Genomic DNA, 14549 nt, shown 5'->3' with positions numbered 1-14549 from the left:
AGGCAGACTCACCATCCGCGCAGCAACACAAACTACTTGCGCAGTGAATCAATAAATGCCATTGCTTCATCATAAGAAGGAAGCAAACCTTGCTCTTGCGCGGTTCGCAAACCCGGAGCGGCCGTATCTTTTTCAGAGAGCAAAAGTTCCATCGGATTACCCGCTCGATCAACGGTTGGCCACGGGATACCCAACGTCGAACACGTAGGCTTCACACCGTGCTCGCGGCCAGGAGCATACGGCGCAGAACACAAATACGTTGCCACCGTATTATCTTCAAGAGCAATAAAAGCGTGACCCAACCCCTCCGAGATAAAGATAGCTCGACGATCGGTATCGTCAAGAAGCACCGATTCGTATTGGCCAAATGTTGGCGAACCTACGCGAATATCAACCACGAAATCCAGCAAGGCTCCTTGGGGGCACATCACATATTTTGCTTGCGAGGGTGGCACGTCAGCGAAATGGATGCCGCGAACTGTGCCCGCTTTCGATACCGACGTATTGACCTGCTGGACATCGAGCTCCCGGCCCACTGCTGCAACGAAGGTTTCTTGTTTGAAGGCTTCGAGGAATAAGCCGCGCGAATCAGGGAATTGCTTCGGGGTGATTCGGAAAGCACCCTCAATGGATAATGGTTCGATTAACATACTAGCTCCTATATTTCATCAAGCGATACAGCCAGTTTACGCCATTGCAGGAACTATCTTGGGAATGAAAGTCCACAATACTGTACTAGATAAAACAGTTAGCCCACGTTACGCGATATGCTTGAGTCTCTAAATATCATGACCCTCGCTCAATAGAGATTAACGTTTTGCAACGTGATGCGGATATTTCTTTCTAAATGCCACGCCTAGGCTACGCACCATCGCAGATAAGCCAATAACACGACTCATCAGATATGCGTAGTGTACTGATTTGCGCCCGCTTTCGCGTGCAACTTTGGGAAATTGAGCGAGTAACTGGTTACGATCCTTGTTTTCATCCGCCTTAGTGAATAAACCTAAAGCTTGGGCTTGCCCAATCCAGACAAGAAATGGGTATGCCAGGAAAGCAAAAAGTGATTGTTGACGTGCTCGACTCAGTTCGGTACTCGCATCGAGATGGCGTTGTAAAATTTTTTGAAGATCATCAACCGCTGATTGGGTTAGGCGATGCGATGTTTGGGCATACTCATGCCCGCGCCGATAAACATAAAAACTATCATCGAGCCATGTTATAGAGGCACATAGGGAAATAACCTTCGCGCTCCAGTCAGTATCTTCGTTGCGCATTCCAACCGGGAAGATAATGTCATTATCGATAATAAACTGCCGGCGAACGACCTTAGTCCAAACCGCACTGGCGAGCAGAGCACGATCAGCCAATAATTTTATTATTTGATCTGCAGATAGCGAGTCGATTTCTTTTTCTACGCCAGGCACACCGTAGTCAAATAACTGCGAGCCATCTGAGTTGGAATCTACATTGATATGACAGAGCACATCGGCTCCAGTGCTGGTGATCTTTTGTTTCATTTTTGCTAGCACATCGTCATAGCGCCACCAATCATCATTATCCATGAACGTGAGGTATTGTCCAGTTGCTGCTGCGATTCCGGTATTTCGAGCTGCACTTGTTCCAGCGTTTTGTTGATGTATAACTTTTATTCGTGAATCACTTTGTGCAAAATCGTCGCATATTTCAGGCGAATTGTCTGTAGATCCGTCATCAACGAGGATAACTTCCCAATCATCAAAACTCTGAGAGGTGATCGTCCTGAGCGACGATTCGATATATTCTTCTGCATTATAGACAGGAATAATAATGCTAATAAAAGGCATTGCTCGGCTCCACGAAGGTTAGGCATCACAGGACTCATTGCAGATGTTTCCATAATAATTGTACGACGTGTCTTACCAACACCCGCACAATCAGCCTACATATAGACGTAATCGTTTACTTTAGGTATCTAAACCTAGATATGTCAACATGAGGGTGAGGCAGTTGAGGGCGGCTTGACTATCAGTCTTTTGTGTTACGACATATAACCACTCCTAGACATCACTCCTATGTGATGGCATACGGCATACTTTACGAAGTTCACTATCGCGTACTGCTATAGTCTACTTTGTTAAATACACTCTGCTAGAGCCATAGAGATTTACGGGAAAGCTATGAGGTGCGTATGAGCACTAATAAACAGCTGTCATTAAAAAGCAATATGCTGTGGAACTCAGCTGGTTCGACGATACGACTTGCGTGCAATTACGTTATAACGATTGCAGCCGTCCGCCTTTCTTCTGGATTTGATGTTGCAGGAGGCCTGGCGATAGCCATGTCTATTGCAAATCTCGTTCTGCCTTTTGCAGATTACCGGCTGCGCACTCTACAAATTACTGACGTGAAAAATGAACGTTCCTCGAATCACTATGTAGGTCTACGAATTTTGACCTCATTCATCGCCTTTTTCGCAGGTAGCCTCTACGCACTCATCACCACATCATTAACCAATTTAATTCCGGTAATTCTATACCTGATTTACTCTTTAATCGTCAGCTTTACCGAGGTTTTTCGTGCAATCGATTGGCGCCACTATCGTATGGATATCGCTGGAATCTCCTATATTCTACAAGGTATTACAGACGTGGTATTTTTCAGCTTAGCGCTGTGGATGACAAACTCTCTAGTTTGGGCCGTCATCGCTATGATTGTTTCTGAAATCCTCATCGGATGCTTCTATGATGCACCGCGCGCTGCCAAATTCGAGAGTATCAAGCCAATTATTGAGATCCTACCTTCGCTAAAACTCCTTCTTACACTTACCCCAGTTGCTATTTCCCAAGTTCTTAGCACAGTCGTGTTTACTGTTCCGCGCCAACAACTCGAACTCACATTAGGCGCTGACGCTCTAGGGATTTACGCCTCCGTAGCTTCTCCTGTCCTCATCGTACAAATGGGGGCTACATATGTTTACAGTCCACTTCTTCGTGAACTTTCACAACGTCTTCATTCAAATAAGCAATCTGCATTGAAACTGATCAAGAAAACAACAGGTTTCATCCTCCTTATCACCGTAGTGTTATCCATTCTTCTGTTAGTTTTTGGCAACTGGCTTTTAGAGATCTTATTTGGCAGTGAAATTAGCCAGCACACTTACATCCTGCAACCAGCTATATTATTTACATTAGTTACTGCCTTTGTATGGTTTATGAATGATCTATTGATTACTGTGCGAAACTATAAGGGAGCATTCATTGGAAATGCACTCGCTGCAGTTTTAACCGTCATACTATCCCAATGGTTCATTAATATGTTCGGAATTAATGGTCCAAGTTGGGTTGGCACCGCAGCCTATTCGGGTGCACTTGTCATAATGGTTATCTTATTCGCACAAAGCTATCGAAAACTTCCCTCCCCCTCACTAGATGACGATAACCGTGCGGCTTGATCGAAGTGCTCAAACCGAGCGAAGCGGAAGCTAGTCCTTACGCATTTTCACACACCGACTAACCCGAGATTCAGCCAGTTTACGCCATTGCAGGAACTATTTTGGGAATGAAAGTCCACAATACTGTACTAGATAAAACAGTTAGCCCACGTTACGCGATATGCTTGAGTCTATAAATATCACCCGGTGCGATGAGGAGAAAATAATGTCAACATGGATGGTCGTTGGAGCTAAAGGGATGCTCGGAACTGATCTCACGCAACGAATCAAAAAAGATGGTCACCATGTCATCGCAGTCGATATCGACGATATTGACATCACCAGCCGCGAATCTGTCGAACGTGTTGTCACCGACGTCGACGTCGTCGTCAACTGTGCAGCTTTTACCGCAGTTGACGCCGCCGAAGAGAACGAAGGAACCGCGTTCCGCGTCAACGCCACCGGGCCGGCAAACCTGGCACGTCAGTGTGCCGCAATCGGTGCACGGCTAGTACATATTTCAACCGACTACGTTTTCCGGGGCGATGGCGAGACACCGTGGGAAGAAGACGGCTTCATCGATCCGGTTTCGGCCTATGGTCGCACGAAAGTTGCCGGTGAATGGGCGGTTCGCACCTACACAGATAACTACCTCATTGTTCGCACCGCTTGGCTCTATGGCCAATACGGCAACTGCTTTCCAAAGACGATGGCACGCCTTGCACAAACACATGAGACACTCTCTGTAGTTACCGACGAAATCGGCCAACCAACCTGGACAGTTGATCTCTGCGATCTGATCGTGCGATTGATCGACGCCAAGGCACCTTCGGGCATCTACCACGGAACTAGCCAAGGGCAAACTTCGTGGTTTGAGTTCACCAAAGCCATCATGTCCTCCATTGGCAAGGATCCAGCGATGGTTACCGAAACCACTGCGGCGGCGTTTGATCGCCCAGCTAAGCGTCCATCGTTCTCTGCTCTTGGGCATGAAGCGTTGGCTAAAATCGGTGTTGAACCTATTGGTGATTGGCGCGAGCGCTGGGGCATCGCCGCTTCACACGTACTGGGGCTATAGCCCAGTTTCAGGATTAAGAAAAACCACTATGAGAATCGCTATCTTTGTCAACAACTATCCGCCTAGAACCGGTGGCCTCGAATACCATGTGGAAAACCTTGGGCGTGCTTTGGCAAAAATGGGGCATGAGGTGTGGGTCTTAACCATCTTAAACCCGCCCGGAAAACGCTTCGACCACGGCGTCCACGTCCTTACCGGAAGCTCGCACTTTCCCATAGCTGGTGTCATATCCTTCCCGTCTTGGGGATCGACCCGCACTATCGCAAAGTCGTTGCGGGAATTAAAGATTGATATTGTGGCAACCAACACTCGCTTTTTCCCGATGACCTATGTTGGTGTGCGGGCTGCGCAAAAAGCAGGTCTGCCAATCATCCACACCGAACACGGAAGCGGTTTTGTCGCCACAGAAAACCCCGTAGTCTGGCTCGGTTCTCGCATCGTCGATCTGACGTTTGGCAGATTCGTGCTACGTTCTGCACATAAAGTTCTCGGCGTTTCCCAAGCCGTCGTTGATTTCGTCAAAGACCTCAGCGACAAGCCAGCAAACGTTTTCTACAACGCAATCACGCCACCTCGCGATGACGTCACCCGGCCCGATCGTCCCCACCATCTGGTCTTCGTAGGCCGGCTGGTTGCAGGCAAAGGCTGGGATACGTTCTTAGAAACGTTCGCATGGCTAACCCAACAAGGCGTTAACGTCACTGGTGAAGTGATCGGCGATGGCCCCCAACTCGACGATGTACGGCACATGATTCACGAACTCAACCTAGATAATCTCGTCAGCGCACCTGGCCGGATCGATCCAGCTAGTGTGCGCCAAAAACTAGCTGGTGCTACTCTCGTCAACCCCTCAACACTCTCAGAAGGCTTCCAAACAACGCTGGTAGAGGCACTCGCGGAGCAAGGTCGAGTAGTCACATTCCCAGTCCCTGGCGCCGATCTCCTCCTAGCAAAAGGAGCCAGCATTCTTATTTGCCAAGATAAAACCGCTGCCGCACTTCGCTCAACCTTGCTCGATTATCTTCGCGCCCCGCTTCCTCCCTCAGATCCCACACTGATTAAGGATCTGACCTGGCCAGAGCAAGCTCAGCGCTACACCGAGTTCTGCCGCGAGGTCATTGCAGATTTTCGGCGCTGAGCTATCACCACATACCCCACTTGTTCACTTTTATTTCATTAACAGGTATATTTGAACAAAGGCTTTGTTGATAACGGGAGGAACCCAATGGCACACCAACTTAACAAGACACAGTTTGACGTGCTCTACACCCTATCAACGCGCAACCAACCCACAACCCAGCGCCAGCTACAAACCCTCACCGGGCATTCCCTTGGCAAGATCAACACCGCAGTTCGCGATCTTGAAAATCTAGGCTACTTAAGCCAAAAAACTATTACCGAACTCGGCCGCACCGCCCTGGAACCGTATGCCGTTGAAAATGCCATCATTCTCGCTGCCGGATTATCCTCACGCTTTGCACCTATTTCCTATGAACGGCCCAAAGGAACCCTGCGCGTTCGCGGCGAAATCCTGATAGAACGCCAAATTGAGCAACTCCACGCCGCCGGAATAACCGACATCACCGTCGTCGTCGGATATCGAAAAGAACACTTCTTCTATCTGATCGAAAAGTATGGCGTCTCTATCGTCGTCAACGAAGAATATGCCACCCGGAACAACAACGGTTCGCTGTGGCGGGTTAAAGAAAAACTTGGCAACACCTACGTGTGCTCCTCAGATAACTACTTCACTGAAAACCCCTTTGAGTCACACGTCTATCACGCATACTATTCAGCCACTTATGTAGCAGGACCCACCAACGAATGGTGTCTGACCACTGGCCCGGGCGGGCGAATCATCGGCTGCACTATCGGCGGCAGCGATGCGTGGACCATGCTCGGCCACGTGTATTTTGATCGCGAATTCTCCACCACGTTCACCGCACTACTTGAGCGCGTCTACCATCTCCCACAAACCGCGCCGAAGCTCTGGGAATACCTCTTCATCGAAAATATTCGCGACTTCGATATGGTCATTCGTAAATATCGCGCCGGAGTTATCAACGAGTTCGATTCCGTGGACGAACTGCGAGAATTTGATCCATACTTTATGGCTAATGTTGATTCTGAAGTCTTTAACCACATCACCGCCGCACTTTCATGCGACGTTACCGAAATACGTGACTTCTATCCGCTCAAACAAGGTTTAACAAATCTCTCGTGCCACTTTTCAGTCAATAACAACGAATACGTCTATCGGCATCCCGGGATCGGGACTGAAGCACTTATTGACCGCGAGGCCGAAGAACAATCACTCCTCCTGGCCCGGAGCTTAGGACTCGATACTACGTTGGTTGCCACCGATCCCGCAGCTGGATGGAAAATATCGAAATTCGTGGCAAACAATCGCAATCTGGATATCACCAACGACGACGAGCTCGACCGCGCAATGCAGATGATGCGCCGGTTACACGAATCTGGAACAAAGCTAGAGCGCAGGTTTGACTTCGTGGCCGAAGGACTGCGCTTTGAGCAGTTACTTAGCAACCGCAGCCCAATTAACGTACCGGGGTATCGCGAGCTGCGCGAAAAAATCGTTGCGCTGAAGAACTACGTTGACCAAGACCAGTTTCCTCTCGTGCCCAGCCATAACGATTTCCATCCGTTGAACTTCCTCATCGGCGAAGATTCGAGTATGAATCTCATTGATTGGGAATATGCTGGAATGTCAGATGTGGCTGCAGACTTTGGAACGATGGTTGTTAGCTCAATCGGTATGACCACCGAAATTGCCGAAAAAGCATTGCGCTTTTATCTGCAGCGCGAAGCAACCACCCAGGAACGCTACCACTATTGGGCGTATGTTGTTTTCGCCGGATGGTGTTGGTATGTGTGGGCATTGCTTAAGGAAGCCGAAGGCGATGACGCTGGCGAATGGCTTCTCACCTATTACAAACATGCCACGCACGGTGTTGATGAGCTGTTAGCGCACTATAAACAACGTTATACTTCAACTGACTAACTCAGATCGGCCTTAGGGGATTGAATTGGACATGACTGATACCTACGATCCACAAACACTTAAAAGAATCCAGCGCTCGATGCGCGATGTGTTGCGCGAATTTGATCGCGTGTGCCTTGAGCTGGGATTGCGCTATGTGGTCTACGGCGGTTCTGCTATTGGAGCGGTGCGCCACGGCGGTTTTATCCCCTGGGATGACGACGTCGATATTTGTATGTTGCGCGAAGATTATGAGAAGTTCTTTAACGAAGCTCCCGGCCTTCTCGATTCGCGATATGTTCTTATTGATTCGCGAACCGATCCTGCATACCCGAAGACTTTTGGTGTACTCGGACTACGTGACAGTGAATTCACCCCTGGCGTAGCGCACAAACGTGAGTATCGGATGCCGTTAGGCATCGACCTTTTCCCCCTCGATCGTATTCCGCGCACTGCACACGACTTCTCCAAGCAAAGTAAACAGACGTGGTTGTGGGGCCGGTTGCTCTATCTTCGCGGTACACCCAACGCGGTGTTATCTTTACCGCGCCCGATCCAGCTCGCGGTCACTACTGCCTTGCACACGATCCATTGGACGCTCAAGTTATCGCGTGTTACACCGCGAACGTTGGTTCGGCAATGGGAACAGGCCGCGCGACGTTTCGACGACGACGATTCCGATCTTTTCGGTGACTTTTCAACTCGCGATCCCAAACGCTGGTCTGCTACCGTAGCTGAGCTATTTCCGGCTAAGCGCGTACCGTTTGACGGCATCGAGGTTATGTTAGCTCATGACTATGACGCCATACTCACCCGAGGATACGGTGACTACATGCGTATCCCACCCGAACATGAACGCGAAAACCATGCGGCATCTGCGGTTGTTTTTGGCCCCTACGCGCCACAATAAACGATACTCCTGAGAAACAGGATGCGGGCAAAGCTCCTACATCCACAAGTGATTAAGTAGGAATTTACAGCTTTGCCCATCTCGGCGCAACACTGTACCAGGTAGCAACGTCGCCGCATGAATCCGTGACGTCACATGCCATCGCGCAGCCCGCATCGCCTTAGTCCACCCGCGTTCTTTAAAAAGATTATGCGCCAACTGAAAGTATCGTCGTTCATCTTCGAAACGTTGCCCATCGATAGCAGTTGATCCCGATACTGAATAATTCGAGCGCCGATATTCAAAACATTCCTCATCCACGAACGCAATACTTCCACCGTGAACAACAACGTCAATCGTTAAAGCCAGGTCAAGCATGATAGTGAAATCCCGAAACGGATACTGCACAATCGTTGAGCGACGTAGCAATAACGATGGCCAATACATCCAATTTCCGTGCATCAACGATGCTGCTACTTCTTGGCCACTCATCACCGTACCGTTGGTGAGCTGACGCGGGCGAATACGATTCTTTATTTTGTCCGTCATCCCCTCGACTCTATGACCATCTGCGTCAATAACACGAACTGCCGGTTGGATAATATCAGCATCGTGGCGATCAACAGCATCCAACATCGCCGAAACATAATGCGGTAAGAATCGGTCATCACTACCAGGCATCACCAGATACTCGGCAGTCGATAACTCCACACATCGCTGGAAGTTACCGCGCAAACCAAGGTTTTTCTCGTTACGCACATAGCTCACCCGCTCATCGTCAAGACCTTCAACAAGCTTACGAGCCGCATCTCCCGGATAACAATCATCGACAACAACTAAACGCCACTGGTCACAATCTTGAGCTAACACAGACTCAATGAGCTCACCGAGCCAATCAACACGCCCCCAATACGGCACCATGATATCAATAACCATCATCCCCACCTCCATCGCGATAGACTAAAACAAGTCTAACAACGGAAGGAAGGCGATGGGCGCACAAAAAAAGGTACAAGCAGGCATGAGTGTATCCATCGGTGCCGGTATCGCAGCCCTCAGCGGGTTTGCGATCATCTTCATCTCTGCACGTGTGCTCTCCCCGAGCGACAACGCACTGTTCTTATCGTTTTGGGCTACTCTCTTCTTCGCCACCGGAACACTATCAGGTATTCAATCAGAAATAACTCGGGCCGTAGGGTCTGAAACTATCGCCACCCCACCACCTGCTAGCGCCACGCTAACTCCCTATCGCATAACTCTTAGCTATGGCGTAATCGTCTCCATCATAGTTGCCGCTATATGGTTACTTTCCCACAGCAACGATCCACTAGGACCTACTCTTTTCACAACTGCAATAATGATGATCGCAGTTATCTTATACACCGGACAAGTAACAACACTGGGAATTTTAGGCGGATTACGAAACTGGCTCAGCTTCGGCATGCTCAACTCTGCAGAAGCTCTTCTCCGGCTAGCCAGCGTGTTTTTCGTGGCATTTACCATTCAAACATCCCAAGGATTCGCTGCCGCAACAGTTTTAGGTTTTAGTGCCTGGATCTTCTTTTCCTACACTCGCCAACTACGCCGCGCATTGCGCACTCGCATAGCTCTACCTGCCCGCAGATTAGCGAAGAACATTCTCTCCGCCATTGCCTCCGCAGGGGCAACCGCCCTCTTAATCAACGGGTTCCCTACGCTGATGCTCCTGACGACTCCTGCTGCGGAGTTCTCACAGTCATCAGATCTCATTTTGGCAGTCTCGGTTACCCGAGCACCACTCCTTGTACCACTATTCGCATTCCAATCCGTCATCATTTCCTACTACCTAGGCTCGCCGGAAAAACGACGTAGCACCACGAAGAAAATCTTTGGCGGTGTCTTCGCCTTCACGATAATCCTTGCTCCTGTAGTGGCGCTCTTTGGAACAGATGTTATGTCATTCGTTTTCGGTCCGGCTTACGCAAATTCTGCACTCACCCTCACCGTGCTGGCTATCGACGCTGCCTTACTAGCTCTCCTCGTTCTCGGAGGTACCATCACAATTGCTCTTAATCGTTATAAAGAGTGCCTTATTGGCTGGTACTCGTGTGCCGCGGGGGCACTAGCGATCCTGCTTTTGCCGCTCCCGCTAGAAGTGCGCACCCTACTGGCACTCACAATTAGCCCCCTGATCGGAATAAGCATTCACTTTAAAACAATACTTCGCCCGTGAGGTATTGTTACACCTTTACTTCGCAGATACAGCACCTAAATCAACTGCGGTTTCGCGCGAACTTAGTGCAACTGGTTTTTTGCGCCACAAGAAGGCGATACACAGCAAAAATACCAAGAAACTTCCAGTCCCTATCGCCCACGTAGACATTGGAGAAATCGGTACGCTCCACCACCACTGCACGTCAGCATCTAGATCAACCGGATGCACCCCTACAATGCCCGAAACATACCGCCACATAACCGTATGCAACGTCGCACCATAGACTACGAATAACGCCACGAACATAATGATTTTTTGACCAGTCGATAAAATAGCTCTTCCCATACGATCTGCCCACAAGAAGAACATAAAGACCGCAAGCAACGGGAGCATATAGCGTGGCTGGTAAGGGCCAAGACGAGGATAGGAACCAATGGTCACAATTAATACCGGTATTCCAGACATCGCTCCTGCGACCATCAAAACCGACATCCACTTTCTCCAGTTCCCTTCGCTTGCACCAAGGAAAATCATGGAGCCCGTTAAGAACAACGCCAACAACGTAACAGTTGTATCTAACGGAATATCAAACCAGCCCGGGCCTAACCCATAACCCAAAAATCCTGCATAGTAGCGTGGTAAATCATAAAATGTGCGAAGTGCAGTGACGAACGGATTACCGGTATCCGTCGTCGTATTAGCAACAATACTTGCCTGGCCACTGCCCATCATCATATAAACACCGATCACAGCCAGCACCGCAGCATTGATCCATAACAGGTAATCATCACGCTTGAACTTGATCGCCCACGCCAAAGCCGCCGTAGCAACGAAAATGTAAAATGCAGAATCTCCCCGAGAAACAAAGCTCAACAGCGCACCAGCATAGGCGATGAATAACAGCGCTCTGCGATTAAAAATCTTTTTCGCAGTCATCGAACCATACATCGCCGTTGCGTACGTAAACACTCCCGTGATAGCCCACGAACTAGGATTCATTGAGGTAATGAAATACATTCCCATCGGCATCCACGTCGTTAACATGGCGAGAATATAAACTTGACGTTGCGACGGGCGCAATAAACTACCCACGGCACCAAGAAGAATCACAGAAATTAAAAAATTTACCGTCCGCATCAGTATTATCGAATCAGCCACTGAATGCCTAATCAGTAAATGATGAAAACGATAATACCCCGTAGGATAATTACCCCTATCGAAACGATCTGAATACGCTGTGCGATCATTGGACAAAGATACCGGGCAAGCTGCAGATTGCTCAGTTTTAGCAACATGACAATCGGTGGCTAGTGCCACCGGTTCAGGAACTAAAATCTCCTCGTATCCGTCAGCCATGCGGGTTTCACAGGACTGCGATGCCGGTCGCGGACACCATATAGAGCCCATGTGGAAATCATCATCCGGAGAACCGCCGATAGGTGAAGCCAAAATCCACGAAAACCCTGCGCCCAAAAGCGAAAGAAACAACACAACGTGGAGCACAGTTCTGCGAGTTGCAAAACGTGTTCTTACTTTGTGCTCAATATTTTCTTCTGCCAACCCTGAAATTTCTTCCTGCATGCCTTTTCCTTAGGTTACCCACTGTCTCACCACTATCATGGTAAAGAATATTCACGATATTTTTATGATGACCACTCCAAGTCACATCTTTTTCAACGTTGGCAATGGTGTAGAATTTCCCACAGTAAGGAGGATTGTTTTGGCCAAAGAGCGCATTCTAATCATCATTCCCGCCTGGAATGAACAAGATTCTATCGCACACGTGATCGAGTCAGTCCACCGCGAATTACCCACTGCAGATTGTGTTGTTGTCAATGACGGCTCACGTGATGCCACCGTGGAAATTGCCAAGGCAGCAGGAGCATCCGTTTTAGATCTACCGATCAACCTTGGTGTTGGCGGCGCAATGCGAACCGGATTTCACTATGCGCTGCGAAATAACTACACCTACGCAGTCCAAGTCGATGCCGATGGCCAACACGATCCTGCCTATATCCACACTATGCTCAAAGAAGCACGAAATGGTGCCGACGTCGTTATCGGAGCTCGTTTTGCTGGTGTAGGTCATTACACCGCACACGGTCCGCGCTGGTGGGCTATGGTGGTACTCTCGCGCATCATGAGTCGGCTCGCACACACCAAACTCACCGACGTCACATCTGGATTTAAAATCTATTCACGTAAAGCACTACAGCTATATGTAGACAACTACCCCGCCGAATATCTTGGCGATACCATCGAAGCACTCGTTATTGGCATTAAATCTGGTTTAACCATCACGCAAGTTGGTGTCGAGATGCGCCAGCGCACCGCAGGTATTCCCTCCCACTCACCATTCAAAGCCGCCATCTACTTATTCCGAGCCGGACTAGCACTCGCTATCGCATTGATGTCACGCTCTAAGAAAGCATAACTATGACTACTATTCAAATAGTTTCATTGATCGTCATTGTACTGATCGGCATCCAGCTCATCCGGCTCGTGCGCAACCGCGTCCTTAAAGAAAAATATATGTGGTTGTGGCTGTGCCTTGATTTTCTTGCGTTGATCACCGCACTATGGCCCGCTGGACTCTACGCATTGACGAGCATCGTCGGCTTCGACGTGCCGGCAAATATGATTTTCTTCGTCGTCATTGCGGTTTTAGTCGTTATGGAAATCCATCAAGCTATCGCCGTTTCGAAACTAGAAGAAGAACGACGCCGACTCGCTGAAGAAATTGCGATACTCCACCACGAAGTAAGCACCCTTAAACAATCACTGTGAGCTGCGCGCATCGCCGTCGTCAGAGTCAAGCTCAGCGCGCGAAACTAAATTCTCTTCCACAAACGTTACCAGCAACGCATGTTTGCGTGCCAAAACCGTCAATTCGCGTTGCATTTTCCGGGCATTTGACGAAGCGTTCAACACATAGCCGATGGCGAAAACTAACGCCATATAAAGCACAAGATCGGCACCGCGGCCAACTCCCACCCAATGCGCTACCTTATCGGTTAAAGAAGGAAAGAGCACAGCTAGGGAGGCAACGAGTAGGCCACATAGCCACCCCACGCGACGGATCGCTAGGCCACGTGAGCTTTTACGCGGGACAATAATAATGATCGCCGCCACCACAAAGACCAGAATAAGAATAGCTTTGATAAGAAACTGACTTGACTCCATGAGGTCCTCACTTAAACAGCAAGTCTGACAAAATATTGACCGAATTCCACAAGGATTGGCCTTTCGAACGTGAATAATCCGTATAAACAATGTGTACCGGCTCTTCACTATATGCCAAATCATGCTTAGAAATTTCGCTGATAATTTCTGAGGCATGTGCCATTCGGTTTTGCACAATTCGGATCGTTTGAGCTGCGTGACGATTCAACGCACGCAACCCATTGTGAGCATCAGTTAAAGCTACTCCGGTAGTGGCCCGCTGAAACATTACCGCAAGTTTCAAGACAATTTTCTTAATCACACCCGGCTTCGTTCTGTTGTCGAGGAAACGTGAGCCGATAACGACGTCGAGATCCTCGCTTGCTAACCGAAGCACCATCTTGACCGCATCTATAGTCCGATGCTGACCATCAGAATCGAAGGTGACAAAATACTGCGCATCAGGATCAGACAACGCATATTCAATCCCCGTCTGCAGCGCCGCACCTTGACCGAGATTGATCGGATGGTCAACAACATGCGCTCCAGCCAGTCGAGCATAATGGGCAGATTGGTCACGCGATCCATCGTTGACGCACACGATATTGGGGAAGACTTCCAACGCTTGGGTTAGAACATCAAAAATTACTTGCTCTTCGTTGTACAGCGGCACAACTAACCAGCTTCGTTGAGCGATTGCTGGGGTCCATTGCGCTAGGAGCTTTTCTTCTTCGTTCGTGCGTGCAACGTTCGTCAGTTCAGCCATGTTTTTCAGTTACCGATCTTCGTCGACGTCGGTGAAACAATTATCGA

The 14549-nt window shown here is 49.1% G+C and carries 14 protein-coding genes; 8 read left to right on the top strand and 6 right to left on the bottom strand.

The features are described from left to right. Positions 1-32 precede the first annotated feature (32 nt). Positions 33-650, bottom strand: a complete 618-nt coding sequence (locus NG665_RS00285) for a dTDP-4-dehydrorhamnose 3,5-epimerase family protein (protein WP_252673341.1) — start codon at positions 648-650, stop codon at positions 33-35. Between the two features lie 159 nt (positions 651-809). Beyond that, a complete protein-coding gene (locus tag NG665_RS00280; protein WP_252673340.1) occupies positions 810-1826 on the bottom strand; it encodes a glycosyltransferase family 2 protein in 1017 nt (338 codons plus the stop codon). A gap of 344 nt (positions 1827-2170) precedes the next feature. Here NG665_RS00280 and NG665_RS00275 point away from each other — a divergent pair, with 344 nt between their 5' ends. The 5 genes from NG665_RS00275 to NG665_RS00255 all read left to right on the top strand — a co-directional run bounded on the left by NG665_RS00275 (position 2171) and on the right by NG665_RS00255 (position 8401). Beyond that, positions 2171-3433: a lipopolysaccharide biosynthesis protein gene (locus NG665_RS00275; protein WP_252673339.1), complete on the top strand. Its 1263-nt coding sequence runs from the start codon at positions 2171-2173 to the stop codon at positions 3431-3433. A 205-nt stretch (positions 3434-3638) separates the two neighbouring features. Next, positions 3639-4490 carry a dTDP-4-dehydrorhamnose reductase gene (gene rfbD / locus NG665_RS00270; RefSeq protein ID WP_252673338.1) on the top strand — a complete coding sequence of 284 codons (852 nt, stop codon included), beginning with the start codon at positions 3639-3641 and terminating at the stop codon, positions 4488-4490. A gap of 28 nt (positions 4491-4518) precedes the next feature. Continuing rightward, on the top strand, positions 4519-5628 hold the full coding sequence (locus tag NG665_RS00265; protein ID WP_252673337.1) for a glycosyltransferase family 4 protein: 1110 nt from the start codon (positions 4519-4521) through the stop codon (positions 5626-5628). A gap of 87 nt (positions 5629-5715) precedes the next feature. Beyond that, a complete protein-coding gene (locus tag NG665_RS00260) occupies positions 5716-7512 on the top strand; it encodes a phosphotransferase (RefSeq protein WP_252673336.1) in 1797 nt (598 codons plus the stop codon). Positions 7513-7543: 31 nt separating this feature from the next. Further along, the gene (locus NG665_RS00255) at positions 7544-8401 is read left to right on the top strand and encodes a LicD family protein (protein ID WP_252673335.1); all 858 of its coding nucleotides are present in this window, start codon (positions 7544-7546) and stop codon (positions 8399-8401) included. A gap of 36 nt (positions 8402-8437) precedes the next feature. On the opposite strand, the gene NG665_RS00250 is transcribed toward NG665_RS00255, so the two are convergent. Beyond that, positions 8438-9319 carry a glycosyltransferase family 2 protein gene (locus tag NG665_RS00250; protein ID WP_252673334.1) on the bottom strand — a complete coding sequence of 294 codons (882 nt, stop codon included), beginning with the start codon at positions 9317-9319 and terminating at the stop codon, positions 8438-8440. Between the two features lie 52 nt (positions 9320-9371). On the opposite strand from NG665_RS00250, the gene NG665_RS00245 reads away from it, so the two are divergent. Then, positions 9372-10592 (top strand): lipopolysaccharide biosynthesis protein, encoded by a 1221-nt coding sequence (locus NG665_RS00245; RefSeq protein ID WP_252673333.1) that lies wholly within the window; start codon positions 9372-9374, stop codon positions 10590-10592. A 15-nt stretch (positions 10593-10607) separates the two neighbouring features. On the opposite strand, the gene NG665_RS00240 is transcribed toward NG665_RS00245, so the two are convergent. After that, the gene (locus tag NG665_RS00240; protein ID WP_252673332.1) at positions 10608-12155 is read right to left on the bottom strand and encodes a DUF2142 domain-containing protein; all 1548 of its coding nucleotides are present in this window, start codon (positions 12153-12155) and stop codon (positions 10608-10610) included. Positions 12156-12294: 139 nt separating this feature from the next. Between NG665_RS00240 and NG665_RS00235 the strand changes: the two genes are divergently transcribed. Both NG665_RS00235 and NG665_RS00230 read left to right on the top strand, forming a co-directional pair. Next, positions 12295-13008: a glycosyltransferase family 2 protein gene (locus NG665_RS00235; RefSeq protein ID WP_252673331.1), complete on the top strand. Its 714-nt coding sequence runs from the start codon at positions 12295-12297 to the stop codon at positions 13006-13008. Between the two features lie 2 nt (positions 13009-13010). Then, positions 13011-13361, top strand: coding sequence for a DUF2304 domain-containing protein (locus tag NG665_RS00230; protein ID WP_252673330.1), 351 nt, complete (start codon positions 13011-13013; stop codon positions 13359-13361). Here NG665_RS00230 and NG665_RS00225 read toward each other — a convergent pair. Both NG665_RS00225 and NG665_RS00220 read right to left on the bottom strand, forming a co-directional pair. Further along, entirely contained in the window at positions 13353-13757 is a 405-nt protein-coding gene (locus NG665_RS00225; protein ID WP_252673329.1) for a DUF2304 domain-containing protein, read from the bottom strand. The genes NG665_RS00230 and NG665_RS00225 overlap by 9 nt on opposite strands. Positions 13758-13764: 7 nt before the next feature. Next, positions 13765-14502 (bottom strand): glycosyltransferase family 2 protein, encoded by a 738-nt coding sequence (locus NG665_RS00220; protein WP_252673328.1) that lies wholly within the window; start codon positions 14500-14502, stop codon positions 13765-13767. Positions 14503-14549 lie beyond the last annotated feature (47 nt).

This window comes from Arcanobacterium pinnipediorum (assembly GCF_023973165.1).
Lineage (GTDB): Bacteria > Actinomycetota > Actinomycetes > Actinomycetales > Actinomycetaceae > Arcanobacterium > Arcanobacterium pinnipediorum.
This window is presented reverse-complemented; position numbering and strand designations above follow the sequence as displayed.